This window comes from Pseudomonadota bacterium (genome assembly GCA_039028155.1).
Taxonomy (GTDB): Bacteria; Pseudomonadota; Alphaproteobacteria; order SP197; family SP197; genus JANQGO01.
The window spans coordinates 72,899-92,016 of record JBCCIS010000015.1 but is presented as its reverse complement, the minus strand read 5'-3'; the positions used below and the strand labels follow the sequence as shown (position 1 = coordinate 92,016).

Sequence of the window (19,118 nt, the reverse complement as noted above, 5' to 3'; positions counted from 1 at the left end):
GGGAGGCGGCTTGTCATTCGGTCAGGTGATGGTTGGTGTCGTCAGGACATAACGAAGGAAGCCGCCCCATGGAACATGCGCGGCATCGTTTTCAACGAAGCTGTGACAACGTGGTTTAACATGGCGTTTGTGTAGGTCTTTCTAGCCGTCGCGTCAACTCACGGGCTTCTTACCGCGCATCGCGGTCAGGACGCAGCCGATCAGACAGACGGCGCACCAAATTGCCAGGAAGGTCATGGCGCCGCTATAGCCGTCCATGAAACTGTCGTGGAACAGGGGTGCGATCTCGGTCGACAGTTTTGCGGGTAGTTCGCCAAGCGTCTGCTCGGCGCGGCTTGGATCCGACAACAGGCTGCGGATCACGTGTTTCTCATGGTCGCTGAGCGTGATGTTGTTAGCCGCCAGCGACGCGTCCAGACGCGACTGGTCGAGGATGCGCAGGATCATGCCGCCGACCGCGAGCGTGATCGACGAGGCGATGTTCCAGAACGTCCACAGAGAACCCAGCGCCAGGCCGGCCGATTCCGGCGGCAGCGCACTGGTCGCCGCGACCGCTGTGGAGGCCTGCTGAAAACCCCAGCCCAGGCCGAACAGGATAAGACCGGTCAAAATGAACCATACCGGCGACGCCGGCAGATAGAAGATCTGGACGCAGGCCGAGATCACCAGGATCACCGCGCCCAGTATCACGAACCCCATGGGCCCGCGCGCATCGACCAGCTTGCCGATCGCCGGCGGGATGATCATGACCAGAAGCGTGATCGGCATCAGCATCAGGCCGGCGGCATAGGCGGGCATACCCTGGATGTTGATCAGATAGAGCGCCGGCATGAACGTACCGATCCCGATGAAGCCGCCCAGCCCCAGTCCGGCGAACACCGAACTGATGAACCAGGGGTGGCGGAATAGCTTGAAGTCGACGATCGGTGAGGCGACCCGCTGCTCTGCGACGACGAAACCGACGAGGCAGACGAGCGTCGCGGCATAGAGCGCGATCATCACGCCCGAACCCCAGCCCCAGGTGTTGCCCTGCATGATGGCCAGCACCATCACGCCGATGCCCGGTATCAGGAACGCAAGGCCCCACACGTCGATCTTCTCGGCGACTAGGCGCGGCGTTTCCGGAACCGCGCCCCGGCAGACCAGAAAACCGGCGATGATAACGGGAATGTTGACGTAGAACGCCCAGCGCCACGACAGGAACGACAGAAAGAAGCCGCCGATGACCGGGCCGATCGCCATGCCGACGGCAGTGATGCTCATGAAGAAACCCATCGCCCGGCCGCTTTCTTCCTCTGGAAAGGCGTGGGTCACCAGCGACGCGGCGCAGGCAAGGCCGACGGCGGCGGTTGTGCCCTGCACCGCGCGCGCGGCGATCAGGATCTCAGGGTTCGGCGCCGCGCCGCACACAGCCGAGGCGACGCCGAAGATCGCCGTACCGATGTAGAGCACGCGCCGGCGGCCATAGATGTCGCCCAGACGCCCCATGGTCACCATGAACATGGCCAGCGTCATGAAGAAGACGTTCATGACCCATTGCAGTTGGCCGACGCTTGCCAGGAGATCGGCCTGGATGCCCGGCAGGATCGTGTTGACGATGCCGTAGTCCATGAAAACGATGAACGACAGCAGGCTGATGCCGACCAGCGCCCGCCACTTCTTCGCGTAACGATCGTCCATGAATCCCCCCAAGCAAGGCAGTCACTCTACGCGACGGCGGGTATCACGCAAAGACGCGCCGCATCATGGCGTCAGAACGTCCGCCGCATCGCCAAGCGCGACGACCTGCTGGCTGCCGTCGCGCCGGCGCAACGACACCGTGTTGTCGCGCGCTTCCCGTTCACCGACGGCGGCCAAGACGGGGATGCCCATGGTGCGTGCGTCGATGATCTTCTTGGCGATGCGGTCGGACCTGAGGTCGAGCGCGACGCGTAACCCGTCGGCCTCAAGGCCGCTCGCGACGTCGCGGGCGTAGTCCAGGGAAGCGTCGGTGATGTTGGCGACAACCACCTGATCGGGCGCCAACCACAAGGGCAGGTCGCCGCCGTGGTGTTCCAGCAGCATGCCGATGAAACGTTCGATGCTGCCCAACACGGCATGGTGAATCATCACCGGGCGTGCGCGCTGTCCATCGCTGTCGATGTAGTTGGCGTCGAGCCGCTCGGGCAGCACCAGGTCAAGCTGCACGGTACCGCACTGCCAGTCGCGGCCGTGACTGTCGCGCAGGTGAAAGTCCAGCTTCGGGCCATAGAACGCGCCTTCGCCGGGATCGATCCGGTAGTCGAGCTCGGCCGCCCGGGCCGCCGCTTCCAGGGCGGCTTCGGCGCGGTCCCAGGCATCGTCCGATCCCGCGCGTTTGTCAGGCCGTGTCGAGAACGCCACCACGATCTCGCGGAAGCCGAAATCGTCATAGATCGCGAACAGCATGCGGCAGAACCGCGCGACCTCGGCCTCGATCTGGTCGGGCGCGCAGAAGATGTGCGCGTCGTCCTGCACAAACGAGCGTGTGCGCATCAGCCCGTAGAGCGCGCCGGACGGCTCGTTGCGGTGGCAGGCGCCGAACTCGGCAAGCCGCAAGGGAAGGTCGCGGAACGAGCGCACCCGTTTGTTGAACACCTGGACGTGCGCCGGACAGCTCATCGGTTTCAGCGCGTGGGCCCGTTCGTCGTCGTCATCGATAACGAACATGTTGTTGGCGAACTTCTCCCAATGGCCGCTCTTCTCCCATAGGTCGCGCGCCAGAAGCTGCGGCGTGCGGATCTCGCGGAAGCCCGCCTGCTTCATGCGCCCGCGGATGTAATCCTCGATGATGCGGTAAAGCACGAAGCCGCGGGGGTGCCAGAACACCATGCCCGGACCTTCCTCCTGCTGGTGGAACAGGTCCATGCGGTTGGCGATGGCTCTATGATCGTTGTCGTCCATGTCTCGTCTCCGTTGTCGTCAGGACGCGGACGGAGGCCGGACACAAAAAAGCCCCGTCCGTCGCCGGCGGGGCCAATGGGTGTGTATTCGATCTAAGCGGCGTTCAGCGCGCGCGACAACCCAGCGGCCCGCCAAAGCGGGTCGTCGTGGTCGTCCACGTTTGTGCAATTATGCCGAACATGGCGGTTCACATAAGGTTGTCAGCGGACTGTGTCAACCGATCACCGTCTTTGGAGTGATCGACAGTGGCGGTCAGCCGGCGTAAACAGAACACGAGCGCACTGTCACAGGCCTGTTCTGGGCCGCAACGCCGAATCCTCGGCAAGATTGATCAACAAGAACCATGCAAGGGGAAGCCATGCTCATCTCACGTATCTCTTGCGCCGCGTTTGCTGGTGCACTCGTCGCGTCTTTTCTCGTCAGCGGTACAGCACGTGCCGACGCTGTTGCGGCCTTGGTTGAGGAATGTCTCGTTCAGTTGGGCATGACAGAGAGCGCCTGCGAATGCCTTGGCGATAGCGCTGCGGACGAGCTAAGCCTGGACGAACAGGATTTCGTGCTGGCGCTTGTTTGGGGCGACGACGCCATGGCCGAGGAGATCGCGCAGGATCTCACCGACGAGGAAATCGACTATTCCCTCGCCTGGATGGATCAAGTGCCGGCCGAATGCGAGTTCGAGTAAACGCGCGTCAATCAGACGACCGCCATGGTCGCCGAACGGCAATGTGAGGAAACACCATGACCCAACCATCGTATTCCTTGGCGACCGTGGCGGGCGCGGCTCTTGTCATGGCTCTTGCTGTGGGGGTTCGCGCCGAAGCCGCTGATCCGCTGGTCGAGGCATGTCTCGGTCAGCTTGAGTTGACGGAGACGGTATGTGACTGCATCGCTAAGAGCGCGGACGAGAAGCTGTCTGACAGCCAGCGGCTCTATGTGATCGCTGAACTCAACGGGGACACCACGACGTCCAGCCAACTCGAAGGCGAGATGACGGATGCCGAGGTCTTTGATGTCGGTGATTGGATGGACAACGCGCCGTCAATTTGCGAGTTCGACTGACAAGGTGGTTGTGTCGTCCCGCGGCGGCCTCTCGTCGTTCGACAGATCGGTTGTCGCGGCCTAAAAGGTCACGTGAGCGTCCATGCTGATCAGCGATAGGGGAAAGATCATGATTCTGTCACACCGTCTCGGCGCCGCCATGGTGGGCGTCTTCCTGGCTTCCGGCTTCGCGGCCGGCCAGGCCCTTGCCGATGCCGCCGACGACCTTGTGGACGAATGCCACATTCAGCTTGATCTTTCCGACAGCGGTTGCGCGTGTATCGGTGAGAGCGCGCGCCGCGATCTCTCGGAGACCCAGCAGGAGTTCGTCCTGGCCCAGGTCACCGACGACAAGGCCGCGTCCGATAGCCTGATGCAGGGCATGACGGTTGAAGAGATGACCGAGGCTGCCGAGTGGATGATGAGCGCGCCCAGCAACTGCGAGCAGCCATAGAGCTTCTGCCCGTTTTGGCTGGTTGAGGCTGAAGCGGCGGCTTAGACTGCTGCCCAGTTCTCGGTGATCGCTGACCAGGATGCGGGCGGTCAGAACCTGCATGTCCATGCATATCGACGTAATCGACGACTTCTCCTCCATTGACGACCTGCGCGGCCAGTGGGACGCGGTCTATGATGCGGACCCCGACGCGCAGTTCTTTCTCTCGTCGACCTGGATCTTTCATTGGATGGTGTCGGCGCTCAGCAACGGCATCGTGCTCGCGGCGCGGCCGGGGCCCGAGGGGTCGGACTATGTCGCCTTCTTTCCGCTGCGCTTCCGCACCTGGATGAAGAAGGGCGGCGGTTTCTACAGCGTGGTCGACATGGCTGGCCAGGGCATCGCCGACTACAACGGCGCGATCTGCCGGCCCGAACACGACGCTGAGGTCTTTCCGGCGTTTGCCGAGCAGATCAAGAGCTTCAAATGGACGGAGTTCAGTCTCAATTTCCTTCGCATGTCGGAGGCGCGCGCGGACTTGCTGCTCGGTGGCTTCTCGCCAAAGGCTTTCCGTATCAAGGATGAGAGCAAACTCGCCATATCCGGTGGCATCGACCATGCGGTAGCGCCCTATGTCGACCTTGGCGATGATTGGGAAACCCATCTGGCGACCGCGATGAGCGCCAACGCGCGGCAAAAGGCGCGGCGGCTTCTAAGAAAGATCGAAAACTCCGAAACCCTGCGCATCACGCACGCGGACGCGACGACCTTTACCCGCGATATCGATATCCTGTTGCGCTTCTGGCAAACCAAATGGGCCCAGGAGAAGGGCAAGGCGTCGGTTGCGCTTGTGGATGTTATCCGCGACATGGCGGCTCACTGTTTCGAGCAAGGCAAGCTCTTCGTGCCGATACTGTGGGACGGCGACCGCGCTCTTTGCGCCCTCGCCATCCTGGTCTGCGACAACAAGAAGTCCTATCTGTTCCTGCTGACCGGCCGCGACGAAACCTATGACGATCTGGCCGTCGGCTATGCCCTGCATGCCCATGCGATCCGGCACGCGATCGAGCATGGCTTCAAGGTTTATGATTTTCTGCAGGGAAACGATCGCTACAAGTACTCGTTCGGGGTCAAGGAGCGGACGCTCATCAACAAGGCGGTCGTACGCAAGACGCAGAACCAAACGCTGGACATGCGTTGTATCGACGCGGCCCTGGTGCGCGCCCGTTCGTTGCAAAAGGACGGCAAGAACGCGGAAGCAGAACGCGGTTACCGCCAGATCATGCAGCTCGACCCGCAATGTGCCGCCGCAGTCTATGGCTTAAGCGGTCTGCTTTCGGCAAAGGGCGACCATGCACAAGCCCAGCGCCTGATCAAGACGCTTGAGGAAAGTGGATAGAGCCAAACGGGCCCGTGACCCCCTCGCCAAACCACAAGATACCGTCAGATCACTCGCGGTTGGGATACGAGTTGCAAAAGCCCCGATAGTTCGACATAGGGGCGGGCGGACTTCTCAGGTACGGGGTGGATTGGGTGGACGGTTTTTTCGGGCTGGCGTTGGAGAACTTGGGATCGCCGCTGATCCTGGCATTCGTGTTGGGTGTTGTCGCCGCCTTCGCGCGCTCCGAGTTGACCTTTCCCGAAGCCGCGGCCAAGGCGCTCTCGATCTATCTGCTTTTTGCCATCGGATTCAAAGGCGGGGTTTCCGTCGCCGAACACGGCATCGATTTTCACCTCGGCTCGACACTCGCCGCCGGCATCATTCTCTCGGCCGGCCTGCCGTTCATCGCCTTTGGTCTGCTGCGGGCGATGACGCGGTTGGACCGCACCAACGCGGCGGTGGTCGCCGCGCACTACGGCTCGATCTCCATCGTCACGTTTGTCGCCGGCAGCTCCATCCTGGAAACCCAGGGCATCGCCGCTGAAGGTTTCATGGTCGCCGTCGCCGCCGCCATGGAGGCGCCGGCGATCCTTTCGGCGCTTTGGCTGCTCAGCTCCGGCGGCAAGTCGCGTATGGATGGCGCCCTGTGGCGCGAAATTCTGCTTAACGGCTCGATCGTGCTTTTGGTCGGGGCCTTTGCCATCGGCATGATCACCGGACCCGACGGCCTTGCCGAGATAGAGGCGTTCATGGTCGCCCCGTTCAAAGGCGCGCTTTGCCTCTTCCTGCTCGACATGGGCCTGATCGCCGGGCGTGGCTTGCGGGAAAGCCGTCGCCTCATGACCCCGGGCTTGCTTTTCTTCGGTATCCTGATGCCGCTGATTGGCGCGCTGTTCGGCGCCGGGGCAGGGGTGTTGTTGGGCCTCTCGACCGGCGGGGTGATGTTGTTGATGGTGCTGTCGGCCTCGGCGTCCTATATCGCCGTCCCGGCCGCCATGCGGGTCGCCGTGCCGGAAGCCGATCCGGCCGTCTACCTTACCCTGTCGCTGGGGGTTACGTTCCCGTTCAACCTGATCCTCGGGCTACCCATCTATCTGGCCGTCGCCCGGGCCTTTACGGGGGGCTGACACCATGGAAACTCATGATGCCAAACGTGTTGCCATCATCATCGAAGCGCCGATGAAGAGTCGGCTGACCGACGCGATAGAGGCCGCCGGCGTGACCGGCTATTCGATCCTGCCGGTCATCGGCGGCTCCGGGCGCTCGGGCCACTGGAGCAGCGAGGGCCAGGTCGGGCGCGCCGGTGGCATGGTCCAGGTCGTCTGCGTCATCCGGCCCGACCGGCTCGATGGCCTCCTGGATTCGATCTTCCAGGTTGTCGAGCGCCATATCGGCGTGGTCGCCGTCAGCGACTGTCAGGTGCTGCGCGCGGAACGTTTCTGATAAGCTGGTCTGCGGAAGGGTCGAGGGGGGCTCCATGACCAACACCACGGCACCGCCATCAAAGGCGGTGTTGCTGCCCGAGCATTTGTTTCGCGGTTACCGTCGTTTTCGCCAGGCGCGCTACGCCGAGGAGGCGGCGTTGTTCCGCGAACTCGCCGAAGGCCAGTCGCCGCGCACCATGATCATCGGCTGCGCCGACAGCCGGGTCGACCCGGCGACGATCTTTGCGGCCGCGCCGGGCGAGCTCTTCGTCGTGCGCAATGTCGGCGCCATCGTGCCGCCCTGCGACCTCCACCATCCGGAGACCGGCTCGTTCCACGGCACGTCCGCGGCCCTGGAGTTTGCCGTGACCGTTTTGGGTGTGAGCGAGATCGTCGTCATGGGCCATGGGTCGTGCGGCGGCGTGGCGGCAGCACTCGCGGCTGAGAACGCGCCGCAGGGCCGGTTCATCGGCCCCTGGGTCGACTTGCTCGCGCCGGCGCGCGACCAGCTGCGCGCGTGTGGAGAACATCTCAGCGCCTCCGAACGCCAACGTACGCTAGAGCACTTGGCCGTCGAACAATCGCTTCGTCATCTGACGACGTTCCCCTTTGTCACCGACGCGATCGACGCCGGACGTCTGGAACTGCACGGTGCGTGGTTCTCGATCGCCGAAGGCGAACTTCACTGGCTCGACAAGGAATCCGGTGACTTCATGCCGGTCAACGCCAGCTGACGTCAGGGCTGTGCGCAACCATCTGCCGTGAGGACGAAAATGCCTGCTCCAAGTCCAGATCTACTGCGAGGTAACGTGCCGAAATTGCAATTTGCCGCCATCGTCCTTTCCGTCTTTGTGATGCTCGGTGCCCCTATCAATGCCGCGCTGGCCCGCAACAGTCAGGTCAACCTGACGATCGAAGAGGGTGTTCCCGCAGGCGGGCAGGTCGACCATGACACGACCGTGGGCAGCATGGTGGTGATCAGGGTGACGTCGGATCGAACCGCGGTCGTCTACATGGAAGAGTTCAACCTCGGTATTCAAGTAGGACCGCACGAGCCCGCCGACATGATCGTCGACGCCTCGCGTCCCGGCCGCTTCCCTCTGACATTGCGCACCTATGGCGGCGATCCGTTCGATGGCGAGCCGCTGCTCTATCTCAACATCTTCCCGGACTGACGGTTAAGTCATCGGATGGCAAGGGGCGCGACGTCTCGCCGTTGACTCACATGTATATTTGCGCGATTATGCAAATATGAGATCAGAAAACGCCATCGACGCCTTGTTGGCTCTGGGGCAGGAGACCCGCCTGGCGGCCTACCGTCTGCTGGTCGAGCATGAGCCTCACGGTCTGCCGTCCGGCGAAATCGCGGCCAGGCTCGGCGCCAACGCCTCGACCGTGTCGCGCCACCTGGCCCAGCTCGAACGGGCGAAACTGCTGCGTTCGTGGCGCGAGCAGCGCCAGATCATGTATGCGATCAACCACGACGGCACCGAGCAGCTGCTGCGTTTCCTGACCGAAGACTGCTGCAAGGTGCATCACGCATCGCCGCACACCACGTCACGCCGCGCATCAAGCAAGCGTCGCGAGCCCGCTCGCGCCCGCTGATAGGAGCACCCCCATGTACCGACTTCACATGCACGTTTCCGTCCCCGATATGGACGAAGCCATTCGTTTCTACGGCAACCTCTTCAACGCGCCGCCGACCACGGCACGAGACGACTATGCCAAATGGCTGCTGGACGACCCGCGCATCAACTTCGCGGTCAGCCTCAACACCAGTCCCGACCGTACCGGTCTGGACCACGTCGGTATCCAGGCTGACACCAGGGACGCGTTCTCGGCCCTCGACCAGCGCCTGCGACAGAACGAACCGACCGCCGACGCGGAAGGTTGCGTCCACTGTTGCTACGCGATCTCCGACAAGACCAGCATCGTCGATCCGGCGGGTCTCGTTTGGGAGACCTATGTGACCCACGGTGCAAGCGAGCACTGGAAGACAAGGCCGGTAGAGCCCGGTCACCCGGCCCTCGACTAACGCTTGCGGCAAGGGGTTTGTGACATGACCAGCGGCGCGCCGGGCATAGAGGTTTACTGGGGCAGTGGCAGCCCCTTTGCCTGGCGCGTCCTCCTGACCGCGGCGCTGAAGCAGATCCCCTATACCTCGCACCAGCTTCAGTTCTCCCAGAAGGACCATAAGGCGCCGGCTTACCTGGCGCTCAACGACCGCGGCGAGGTGCCGGTGCTGCGCGACGGCGACGTCACGCTCACCGAGTCCATCGCGATCATGACCTATCTCGATGCCCGCTTCCCCGATCCCCCGCTGTTCGGCGCCGATGCGGTGGCGACGGCAGAGATCTGGCGCTGGGTCTTCGCCACCGTCTATCACATCGAGCCCAACGCCAACCGCATCATTGGTCCGGCCTTCGCCCGCGCGATCGACGATCACGCCGACGACATGCGCGCCGCCGCCGGCGACCTGCACGCGGAGTTCGCCCGCTTCGAAGCCGTCTTGGGTGAGCGCCCCTGGCTTGCCGGCGAGACGGTGAGCGCCGCCGACATCGTCGCCCACACCTATGGCGCCTTCTTCCTGCGCATCGCCGCACGCGACACCCTGCGCCACCTCGACCTCGGCTTCGATACGCTCGGCGACCGCTATCCCAACGTCGATGCATGGCGTTTGCGCACGACCGAACTGCCGGGCTACGACGCCGCCTATCCGCCGCATTGGCGAGACGGCAGCGCATAAGCCGCTTCCGGACATCCTTGACCGTGTTAGCCTGGCGCCGGTCAACCAGGAGTACGGTATGAATCTTGCGGAGTACGCGTCCTATGACGCGACCGGTCTGGCGCGGCTGGTGCGCGATGGTGAGGTGACGGCGGGCGAGTTGCAGCGGCTGGCGGTCGCGGGCGCGGAGGCGGTCAATCCTGACCTTAACGCCGTCATCGAGATCTTCGAGGACCGGCGCGGCGGCATCGAGGCCGACGCGGTGCCCGACGGCTCGTTTCGCGGCGTTCCCTACTTCATCAAGGATCTCGGTTGCGCGGAAGCCGGCCGCACGCGAGAGTCGGGCAGCCGCCTGGCCGCGGGCTTCGTCGCGCGCGACGATACGGAGACGATGCGCCGCGTCCGCGACGCCGGCTTGGTGTCGTTGGGACGCACGACGACGCCTGAGTTTGGCGCGACCGGCACCACGGAATCCGTTCTGACCGGCGCGACATGCAACCCGTGGAACACCGGCCACAGTTCCGGCGGATCCAGCGGTGGCTCCTCGGCGATCATCGCGGCGGGCGTGGTGCCGATGGCCAGCGGCGGCGATGGCGGCGGGTCGCTGCGCATCCCGGCCAGCGCCTGCGGCCTTGTCGGCCTTAAACCGTCACGCGGTCGGGTGACGAAGGCGCCCGGCGGCTCAGTTCTGGTGTCGCCGCTTCCCATCGAACTTGGCATGACGCGCAGCGTGCGTGACACCGCCGGACTGCTCGACGCCATGCACGGTCCGGCGCCGGGTGAGGCATTTGTGATCGCGCCGCCCTTTCGTCCCTATGTTCAGGAAGTCGGCGCGCCGACCAGGACGCTCAGGATCGGCATGTCGACCCAGCCTTGGGGACCCTATGCACCCGATCCCCAAGTCGTCGAAGCGGTGCAGAAGACGGGGACGCTGCTCGAAAGCATGGGCAACAAGGTCGAAGAGGCGAGCCCCGCGATCAGCTTCGAAAGCTACTTCACGACCTTCGCCGATCTCTGGTGTTCGGCCAAACCGGCCATGCTGGGCGCAGTCGCGGCGGAGACCGGACGGCCCATCGACGACACGACCGTCGAACCCAACGTGCTCGCCATGTACGAGCGCGGTCTTGGCATGAGCGCCACCGACCTCATCCTGGCGCTTGACCGGGTCAACACGATCAGCCGCCAAATGGCGGGTTTCTTTGACACCTACGATGTGTTGATGACGCCGACCATTGCGCGTCCGCCGGCGCCCCTCGGCACGGTTGATCTAAACCACGCGGGCGAGGACATGCAGGCGATCATGGATCGCCTCATGGGTTACTTCTGCTACACGCCACTGATCAACATGACCGGCCAGCCGGCCATCAGTTTGCCGTTGCACTGGACGGCGGACGGTCTTCCGGTCGGCGTGCATTTCGTCGCGCGCTTCGGCGCGGAGGATCTTCTGCTGCGTCTGGCCGGTGCGCTCGAGGTCGCGGCGCCGTGGCGCGATCGCCGCCCGCCGGTCCACGTCGCCAGCACTTGATCACACGGCAGCCCGCCGGTTCTTGGCGATCAGCAAAAGGGTGGCCAGAACGCCTGCGGCGGGCAGGATCATCAAGGAGGGTGCCTCCAGGATCCAGCCCGTCGCCATGGCGACCAGACACCAAAGGCAAGGCAGCACGATCAGGTGCCATGGCGCGCGGGCGCGCACGAGGAGCAAAAGCGCGAGCGTGAAGAGGGCGGTCGGATCGGGCATCAGGCCAGGCAGTTCGGCCGCCGCCAAGCCGTCGCCGAACAGTCCCGTGGCCAGAGGCGCGACAAGCAGCGCCACGAGCGCCAAGATCAGGCCCGCCCAGCCATAGAAACTGCCGTCCCAAAGGAACCAGACGTTGCCGCGCAGGGCGAGGGTCCACAGCAGCAACAGGGCCTGGGCGACGAAGCACCAGCCATAGATCGGCGCCGCGAAGTTGAGTGGCGCGAAGTAGCCGAGGTGAAAGACCACGCCGCAGGTGAGCCAGCCGCCGGCAAGGACCAGGCCAGCCAGGCGTCCGGCCTGCGCGAACGGCTTGAAGGGAAGGGCGACCAACGCGGCGGCCAGAACGAAGACGGCCAGCTGCGCCGGCCATAGCGCCCGGTTCACCTGCCCATAGAGACTGATCAGTGTGTCGGCGTCGAACGGCAGCATCGTCCGCTAGATCGACAGGCTCTCCACATAGTCGACCATCCGCTGACGTGTCGCCGCATCTGGCAGCACGCCATAGAGCGCGCCCATGTTCTCGTCCATGTGGTCGACCCGGGAGGTCGCGGGGATCGCGCAGGTGATCGCGGGGTGCGAGACGATGAACTTCAGGAAGAACTGTGCCCAGTTTTCGACGCCGAGCTCGCCGGCCCATTCGGGCAGAGGCTGCTCGCCGAACATCTCGAACAGCGTCCCGCCCTGGAACGGCCGGTTGGCGACCACGGCAACGCCGCGCTCGGCAGCCAGCGGCAACAGGCGCTGCTCGGCCTGGCGCTGCATGATGTTATAGGTCAATTGAATGAAGTCGATCGGCTGGGTCTCGAGGATCTCCTCGAACTCCTCATGGCGGCGGCCGTGAGACGTGGTGATGCCGATGTACTTCAGTTCGCCTCGGGCCCGGTCCTCCAGCAGGGTCTCCATGTGACCCTCCCAGTTGACGAGATTGTGGACCTGGATCAGATCGAAGCTGTCGACGCCCCAAAGCTGGCGCGCCTCGGCCATCTGGGCCGGACCGTCGGACTGCAGCAGCGTCCAGACCTTGGTCGCGGAGAACAGGTTTTCGTTGTTCACCGTGTGATCCAGGCAATAGCCGATCACTTCCTGGGCGGTACCGTACATGGGCGATGAATCGACCATCGCGCCGCCCAGATCAAAGAAGCGTTGCAGCACCTGGGCGCGCTCGTCGCGCAGGTTTTCGTCGTCTCCGACATTAAAGGTGATCCAGCTTCCCATGCCGATCACCGGCAGTTCCTGGCCAGAGCTGGGGATGACGCGCGTCAGCTGGTCTTCACCGCCAGCCCACGACAGACGCCCAGGCAACGTCGCCCCCAATGTCGCTCCGCCAGCCGATGCGAGTAGGTCTCGCCGGCTTAACGCCATGTTTTTCCTCCGCAATCCGAGCCTCTACCCCGTGCATTTGGGTGCACGCGATGGTGTTGCCACCGTGCTCAGCTGCAATTCCTGTTCACATTTACGCGCTCTGTTCCGGTCCGGATGACGGTTGTAAATCCCGCCGAGAGCCAGCCGAAATCTTGCCCTTATCGTTCTCCGCCAGGACCGGCTTGTCGATAATCAAGAGGGAGTATGCGTGACATGCCACCTTTGAGCAGGTTGCGGCCGGCACGGTTTTGCCATTAGCGACTCAAATGGCAGGCACCAGCCGCTCGCGATCGAGATAGAACCAGTCCATCCATGGCGTTTCCAAGCCGGCGCGAAACGCGGCGCGCGCGGCGTCGCCACCTTGGGTGTCGCCGTCGCTGCGTAGCGCCGCCTTTGCCGCCAAGTCTGCTTCCATCGCATCGGGATCGACGTCGTTGACGGCCATCAACTGACCGATGCGAAAGCAGGTTTGAAAGATCAGGGTGTCGTTGTCGTCGGCGGGACCATCGCCGAGCCGCCAGAGTTCATAGTCCAGAACGTCACGCGCTAGCGGCCCTGGTGACAGAAAGTTGGTGTAGGCGAGCGTGCCGCGCACGGTCATGCCCAGTTTCGTCACCACGTTGACCGAGGCGGGGTTGAGTTTGGTCGAGATGATCGCCGAGGCTCCGGCCAGCGATGTCGTCTCGAACAACCAATCGATGGCCGCGCGTGCGGCTTCCTGGCCCAGACCCACGCCCCAGACGTCGCGCGCCAGGCCATAGAGGATCTCCGGTTCCTGCGCGTCGATATCCGGCGGCACGAAACCGCACCAGCCGATCACCCTGTCGGGAGCGGCGACCGTCTCGTCGCGAACACGAAGCGCCCACACACCATAGCCCTTCTCGTCCCACGTGCTGTTGTGCCAGGCGATGCGGTTTTGCGCCGTCGCCGCGCAACGTTCGCTCGATGATCCGTTGGCGGTGATGTGCCGGGTCACTTCCGGGTCGGCCAGGATGGCGGCCAGGTCGTCGGCGTCACTCTCACGGAAGCGGTCGAAACGCAGGCGTTGTGTCATGGGCGCGGCGGCGAGAAGAGGCATGGCTTAACCGTCGTCAGCAGCTTCGATGGTGGCGCAGCATATCGATCCTGCGCGCAATGTCGCCGATTTCGCCGCGTGCGATGCCTGGCACAGACCTGGGATCGGATGCATCGCCAATATTTTGTGTTGCCATGGTTGGAATTGTCACAACATGCTGCCATATCGCAGCGGCGACCATCGGCTTCAGCGGGGATTTTGCCGACCATGCTCAATCTGCCATTCGGCCGGCCGGGCCAGTTCTACAAGGGCAACCTCCACACCCACTCGACCAACTCCGACGGCGTCCACGCGCCGGACAAGGTATGCGCGGCCTACCGCGATGCCGGTTACGACTTCCTGGCGCTCTCCGACCATTTCATGGAGTGCTACGGCTATCCCGTGTCCGACACCCGCGATTACCGCACCAAGGACTTCACCACCATCATCGCCGCGGAGCTTCACGCGCCGCGTACCGAGGTCGACGAGATCTGGCATGTCCACGGCATCGGCCTGCCGCTCGATTTCGAACCCAACAAGCCTGACGAGACAGGGCCGGAGCTTGCCGAGCGCGCTTTTCAGGCCGGCGCCTTTGTCGGCATCGTCCACCCGTCCTGGTACGGGCTGACCCACAACGACGCGCGCCAGATCCCGAACGCCCACGCGATCGAGATCTACAACCACGGCAGCGCCATCGAGGTCGATCGCGGCCATGACTGGCCGTTTCTGGACGTGCTGTTGAACGAGGGCTGGCGGCTCAGCGGCTACGCCACCGACGACGCCCATCAATTGACCCATGACTGGCTCGGCGGCTGGGTCATGGTGCACGCCGAGGAACTGGACCCCGATGCGCTGACTGAATCGTTGAAGGCGGGGCGCTACTACTCAAGCCAGGGCCCGGAGATCCACGGCGTCGACGTTGACGAGGACGAGGTCACGATCCGCTGCTCGCCCGCCGCGGTCATCTCGCTGCAGGGCCGGGGCTCGAAGTCGGCCATGGTCATGGGCGATGACATGGAGCAGGCGACCTTGCCGCTGAAACGGCTGAAGGACAGCTGGTTCCGCGTCACGGTCGCCGACAAGGCCGGTAGGCGCGCCTGGTCGAACCCGATCTGGCGCGACTAATCACGGCACCGCCGGCATGACGGATGTCGCGGCCGTCCTCGATCGCCTGAGGGCGATGCGCAACGCCGAGAACGTCGCGGGCATGGCGCGCTTCGGCATCAACCCCGAGGGCACCCTCGGCATTTCCGTCGCCGACCTGCGTGAAATCGCTAGGGGACTGGGCCGCGACCACGGGCTTGCCGAGGCGCTGTGGCAAAGCGGCATCCACGAAGCCCGCATCCTGGCCGTCCTGGTCGACGATCCCAAGCAGGTCGACGAGGATCAGGCCGAGCGCTGGGTCGTCGACGTCGATTCCTGGGATGTCTGCGACCAGCTTTGCATGGGCCTGTTGCGCAAGACGCCCTTCGCGCACGCCAAGGCGAAAGCGTGGTGCAGGCGCAAGGAAACCTTCGTGCGCCGCGCTGGCTTCGCGCTGATCGCGACGCTCTCCGTGCATGACAAGAAGGCGCCCGACAAGGTTTTTCTGGCCTATCTGCCGCTCATCCGCGGCGCCGCCACCGACGAGCGCAACTTCGTCAAGAAAGCCGTCAACTGGTCGCTGCGCCAGATCGGCAAGCGCAACGCCGCGCTCAACGCGAAAGCCCTGGCACTCGCCGAAGGCCTCATCGCCATGGACAATAAGACCGCCCGCTGGATCGGCCGAAACGCCCGCCGCGAACTGACCAGCGACGCCGTTCAGGGACGTTTGGGCACCAAATGCGCCATCGGAAGACCATTTGATTAGACCAAATCGCTCAGGTCGCTGCACGGATCGGACGGACGCCATTCGGTGCGGTTGTATCGAAGGTCCGGATTGAGCCCAAATTTACCAATGCTGCACAATGCACGAACGGCAGGACTAGCGTTATCGTCTTGTTGCCTGAAAGCTATTTGCGGCTCACTGCATAGTGCTCCAAGAACATGTCCAAGCAGTCCGACATTACACCATCTGTGTTTTGTTTTGAGCCAAACATGAACTCTGGCGCGTAGAAGAACTCTCTGATGAGGCCGTGCAACTGCCGTGACGCATAGTGCGCATCCCCGGCGCGAATAGCCCCCGCCTCCATTGCTTCTGCGATTAACCGAGTGACGGGGTTTTGGAACTTCGCGATTTCTGCGACATAGGCTTTCGACCGTTCTTGATCGATCAGCATTTCGGCGGTCACCATCCGTGTGATTGCGATTGTATCCGGCTCTGTCAGCTTCTCGACATATTCGGTGACCAATTCTTCCAATTGCTCTTTCAGATCGCGTTCGGGATCAAAAGGAGCATGACCGATGGCACCCTTCTTCTTGATCATCGCCTCTGAGATTTCCTTAAACAGAGCTTCTTTGCTGTCGAAGTGTTTGTAGAGCGTGCGACTCGAAACACCCGCATTGCTGGCAATGCGGGTCGTCTTTGCCCCTCGAAAGCCGTGTTCCTGAAACTCTCTTACCGCTGCTGCGAGAATATTTTTGCGTTTCTTATCAGTTAGTTTCACGTCTTTTCCTTCGTTGAGCGAGGAAAAATGTAAAAAGGCTGTTTACAATCTATTCTCTCGTCAATAAGTAAACAGCGTGTTTACAAAAGTATACCCTCAGATCCGATGATCTGTCGGTAGCAACTTTGATCAAAGGAAGAATGCTATGCGCTCAATCACTGCTCTATGCACTGCTGCTCTCATGACCACAGCCGCGCCAGCTTTCGCCGAAGAGGATAAATCTCTGGGCCAGCCCATCACCTCTGAGAACATTGTCGATGTTCTCGAGATTCAACGGGTCGTCACTAACCTGACGCTCGCCGTGGACACTGCGAAATGGGACGTCGTCGCAGACCTCTTGGAGCCAGAACTCGAAACTACGATTGGAGAGCCTGTAAACGCCCCGTCGGTGATGAAGACAGAGGACGAAATTCTGGCACGGTGGAGAGGCTTCTATGAATCTGCAGAGCGGATTGTCATCCATCACGTGACGTCAAATGAACGCATTTACTTCAATGATGCTGACAATGCTGATGTCTACAGCAAAGGCGTGATCGTGCTTGAGAACACCCCTGCAGGGCAATACACCGAAGACGGCGGTATGCTGCGCGGCTATCGTTGGGTGAACTATGAATTCGGTGTCACCAGAACCGATGCCGGTTGGAAAGTAAACAAGGTCAACGTCGAGTACCTTGTCCAAGAGTTTGAGTCTTTCCCACCCTCGAACTGAGTTGAGTCCCAGTTCCAATAGCGCCGCATCGCCGTCGTGAGCTAAGCGGTGCCACGGATGTTGGCCTCTATGGCACCTCGAAGAAAACGAATGAACACCACCCACCTCAACCTCGTCATAATCTTCGTTGTTCCGGACGACAGACGGCCTCACTTTGAAGAAGTCAACGCCGAACAGCGTCAATTCTCAGCGATAGGAGATGGCACCACTGTCTACGAAACTCACCGCCACGCTAATGGCTCATTCTGCCATATCGAGCGATAGTCCGATGAGGTTGTCCTCGGATCAAACACCCAAAACACTGCACCTCTCTTGCAGGAGTGGACGGCCACCGTTGATCTAAAACAGACCGTTGCCGTGGGGCCGCCAAGCGAAGCCATGGTGAAGCAGTTCGATCTGGAGCAGCACAAGTTGCCTTACGCGCAGACTTAGAGAGGCAAAGGGTTTTGGAGTGCAGGCGTAGGTCTCGGCTCTTCCGGTTGGGAAAAGCACGCGCATACATCGAAGTTCGCAAGGACCGCTATGTCCCGCGTAGCAAATGTTCGTGTGGCATTGGAGTAAGGCTGAGACCCACCGACCGGTGAGCTAACAGTGGATCATCAATTGCTATAGTCTGAACCCCGAGAAGAAGTTGAGGATGGAGTATGCAGACTCGATCATCTGATGGGGAAATCAGCCCGGTTTCAGCCAAGCTGGAACGATGGCGAAACGTCCCCGCAACTCTTCCAAGCAGACTTTGCCGCCGCGTTAGCGCGCAGAAGGTGCTCCTAGTGCGAGACGAACACCGCGCCGGGGAAGCGTTGCAGCAGTTCTTGCGCGTGACTGCCGAAGCGTTGCACGGCCAGGAAGCGTTTGTAGCTTGAGCCGATGACAATCGCTTCCGCGCCAACCTCCTCGGCGGCGCCGAGCAGGGCGCCGGTGCGGTCGGCCGGGCGTTCGATGATCTCGGTCGATGTCTGGCGGCCATAGGACTGGGCGAACTCGGCTGCGTGCTCCAGAAGCTGCTCGGCCGGCTCGCCCGTTTTGACCGGCGCCGAGGTCACCAGGTGCAGCGCCGCCTCGGGCCAGATGTTCATCTGTAAGAGGTTCTTCATCGACTTCGCGCATTCCAGCGAGCCGGACATCGCGACCATGACGGTCTTGGGCGCGGCCGCCGCGCCTGGCGGGACGGCGATGACCGGGCGAACACCGCTGGCGATCAGGCGCAACACCGCCGTCACCTGCATGGCCGTGCGCTCACCGGGTGGCCACGGACGGTTGGCCATCAAAAAGAGGTCCTGGAAGCGCCAGGCGTCCTGCAGCACGTCGGCGCTGTCGCCTTCCAGTTTCATTTCATGGAACGGCACGCCCGCTGCCTCGACCGCCTTGCGCAGCGGCGCCATGTGGACGTCCGCCTGATCGCGCGCGGCCGCCAGCTCGCTCTCGCGCTGTTTGATTTGCGACGAGTAGACGCCGGTCACTGCCGGTGACACGGGCGCGATGCGGTCGGCATCGACCACGGCGAGGCCCGTGACGCTAGCGCCGGCGTTCTGGGCGATTGTGACGGCCAGGGATGCCATGTCGTTCTGGGCCGGCGATTGGCAGACGCCGACCAGCACGCGTTTGATCATTCGACGGGGCTCCGTTGCTCCAGGTTCCGATGCGCCACCTTGGAACCCATATAGCAGGCCCGCCCGGATTTCTCATCCGAATGACGACCTAGGCAGAAGGCTGTCTGGTTGCTCTGCAAGATTCCCGTTTTCACGGA

At 62.6% G+C, this 19,118-nt stretch carries 22 protein-coding genes; 15 read left to right on the top strand and 7 right to left on the bottom strand.

Annotated elements, in window-relative coordinates:
* Window positions 1-153: 153 nt before the first annotated feature.
* Both AAF563_10525 and thrS read right to left on the bottom strand, forming a co-directional pair.
* Window positions 154-1,680, bottom strand: coding sequence for an MFS transporter (locus tag AAF563_10525; protein ID MEM7121702.1), 1,527 nt, complete (start codon window positions 1,678-1,680; stop codon window positions 154-156).
* 63 nt (window positions 1,681-1,743) lie between these two features.
* Window positions 1,744-2,922: a threonine--tRNA ligase gene (gene thrS / locus AAF563_10520; GenBank protein MEM7121701.1), complete on the bottom strand. Its 1,179-nt coding sequence runs from the start codon at window positions 2,920-2,922 to the stop codon at window positions 1,744-1,746.
* A gap of 358 nt (window positions 2,923-3,280) precedes the next feature.
* Here thrS and AAF563_10515 point away from each other — a divergent pair, with 358 nt between their 5' ends.
* From AAF563_10515 to AAF563_10460, 12 genes are all read left to right on the top strand, one after another.
* Window positions 3,281-3,604 (top strand): hypothetical protein, encoded by a 324-nt coding sequence (locus AAF563_10515; GenBank protein MEM7121700.1) that lies wholly within the window; start codon window positions 3,281-3,283, stop codon window positions 3,602-3,604.
* Between the two features lie 56 nt (window positions 3,605-3,660).
* A complete protein-coding gene (locus AAF563_10510; protein MEM7121699.1) occupies window positions 3,661-3,981 on the top strand; it encodes a hypothetical protein in 321 nt (106 codons plus the stop codon).
* A 109-nt stretch (window positions 3,982-4,090) separates the two neighbouring features.
* Window positions 4,091-4,414, top strand: coding sequence for a hypothetical protein (locus tag AAF563_10505; protein ID MEM7121698.1), 324 nt, complete (start codon window positions 4,091-4,093; stop codon window positions 4,412-4,414).
* Window positions 4,415-4,520: 106 nt separating this feature from the next.
* A complete protein-coding gene (locus AAF563_10500) occupies window positions 4,521-5,792 on the top strand; it encodes a GNAT family N-acetyltransferase (GenBank protein ID MEM7121697.1) in 1,272 nt (423 codons plus the stop codon).
* A 134-nt stretch (window positions 5,793-5,926) separates the two neighbouring features.
* Window positions 5,927-6,901, top strand: a complete 975-nt coding sequence (locus AAF563_10495) for a sodium-dependent bicarbonate transport family permease (GenBank protein MEM7121696.1) — start codon at window positions 5,927-5,929, stop codon at window positions 6,899-6,901.
* A 4-nt stretch (window positions 6,902-6,905) separates the two neighbouring features.
* On the top strand, window positions 6,906-7,217 hold the full coding sequence (locus AAF563_10490) for a transcriptional regulator (GenBank protein ID MEM7121695.1): 312 nt from the start codon (window positions 6,906-6,908) through the stop codon (window positions 7,215-7,217).
* Window positions 7,218-7,251: 34 nt separating this feature from the next.
* A complete protein-coding gene (locus tag AAF563_10485; protein ID MEM7121694.1) occupies window positions 7,252-7,932 on the top strand; it encodes a carbonic anhydrase in 681 nt (226 codons plus the stop codon).
* Window positions 7,933-8,007: 75 nt separating this feature from the next.
* Window positions 8,008-8,373 carry a hypothetical protein gene (locus AAF563_10480; protein ID MEM7121693.1) on the top strand — a complete coding sequence of 122 codons (366 nt, stop codon included), beginning with the start codon at window positions 8,008-8,010 and terminating at the stop codon, window positions 8,371-8,373.
* A gap of 76 nt (window positions 8,374-8,449) precedes the next feature.
* Window positions 8,450-8,803: a metalloregulator ArsR/SmtB family transcription factor gene (locus AAF563_10475; GenBank protein ID MEM7121692.1), complete on the top strand. Its 354-nt coding sequence runs from the start codon at window positions 8,450-8,452 to the stop codon at window positions 8,801-8,803.
* A gap of 13 nt (window positions 8,804-8,816) precedes the next feature.
* On the top strand, window positions 8,817-9,233 hold the full coding sequence (locus tag AAF563_10470) for a VOC family protein (protein MEM7121691.1): 417 nt from the start codon (window positions 8,817-8,819) through the stop codon (window positions 9,231-9,233).
* 24 nt (window positions 9,234-9,257) lie between these two features.
* Window positions 9,258-9,944 carry a glutathione S-transferase family protein gene (locus AAF563_10465; protein ID MEM7121690.1) on the top strand — a complete coding sequence of 229 codons (687 nt, stop codon included), beginning with the start codon at window positions 9,258-9,260 and terminating at the stop codon, window positions 9,942-9,944.
* 58 nt (window positions 9,945-10,002) lie between these two features.
* Window positions 10,003-11,448, top strand: coding sequence for an amidase family protein (locus tag AAF563_10460; protein ID MEM7121689.1), 1,446 nt, complete (start codon window positions 10,003-10,005; stop codon window positions 11,446-11,448).
* Here AAF563_10460 and AAF563_10455 read toward each other — a convergent pair whose 3' ends face one another.
* The 3 genes from AAF563_10455 to AAF563_10445 all read right to left on the bottom strand — a co-directional run bounded on the left by AAF563_10455 (window position 11,449) and on the right by AAF563_10445 (window position 14,101).
* Window positions 11,449-12,090: a DUF6064 family protein gene (locus AAF563_10455; GenBank protein MEM7121688.1), complete on the bottom strand. Its 642-nt coding sequence runs from the start codon at window positions 12,088-12,090 to the stop codon at window positions 11,449-11,451.
* A 6-nt stretch (window positions 12,091-12,096) separates the two neighbouring features.
* Window positions 12,097-12,876 carry an aldo/keto reductase gene (locus AAF563_10450; GenBank protein ID MEM7121687.1) on the bottom strand — a complete coding sequence of 260 codons (780 nt, stop codon included), beginning with the start codon at window positions 12,874-12,876 and terminating at the stop codon, window positions 12,097-12,099.
* Between the two features lie 409 nt (window positions 12,877-13,285).
* A complete protein-coding gene (locus AAF563_10445) occupies window positions 13,286-14,101 on the bottom strand; it encodes a GNAT family N-acetyltransferase (protein MEM7121686.1) in 816 nt (271 codons plus the stop codon).
* A gap of 204 nt (window positions 14,102-14,305) precedes the next feature.
* Between AAF563_10445 and AAF563_10440 the strand changes: the two genes are divergently transcribed.
* Together AAF563_10440 and AAF563_10435 are read left to right on the top strand one after the other, a co-directional pair.
* Window positions 14,306-15,202, top strand: coding sequence for a CehA/McbA family metallohydrolase (locus AAF563_10440; GenBank protein ID MEM7121685.1), 897 nt, complete (start codon window positions 14,306-14,308; stop codon window positions 15,200-15,202).
* A gap of 16 nt (window positions 15,203-15,218) precedes the next feature.
* The gene (locus tag AAF563_10435; protein MEM7121684.1) at window positions 15,219-15,926 is read left to right on the top strand and encodes a DNA alkylation repair protein; all 708 of its coding nucleotides are present in this window, start codon (window positions 15,219-15,221) and stop codon (window positions 15,924-15,926) included.
* A gap of 142 nt (window positions 15,927-16,068) precedes the next feature.
* On the opposite strand, the gene AAF563_10430 is transcribed toward AAF563_10435, so the two are convergent.
* On the bottom strand, window positions 16,069-16,662 hold the full coding sequence (locus AAF563_10430; GenBank protein MEM7121683.1) for a TetR/AcrR family transcriptional regulator: 594 nt from the start codon (window positions 16,660-16,662) through the stop codon (window positions 16,069-16,071).
* Window positions 16,663-16,843: 181 nt separating this feature from the next.
* Here AAF563_10430 and AAF563_10425 point away from each other — a divergent pair, with 181 nt between their 5' ends.
* Window positions 16,844-17,371 (top strand): nuclear transport factor 2 family protein, encoded by a 528-nt coding sequence (locus AAF563_10425; GenBank protein ID MEM7121682.1) that lies wholly within the window; start codon window positions 16,844-16,846, stop codon window positions 17,369-17,371.
* A 767-nt stretch (window positions 17,372-18,138) separates the two neighbouring features.
* Here the strand turns inward: AAF563_10425 and AAF563_10420 are convergent.
* The gene (locus AAF563_10420) at window positions 18,139-18,981 is read right to left on the bottom strand and encodes a universal stress protein (protein MEM7121681.1); all 843 of its coding nucleotides are present in this window, start codon (window positions 18,979-18,981) and stop codon (window positions 18,139-18,141) included.
* Between the last annotated feature and the right edge of the window lie 137 nt (window positions 18,982-19,118).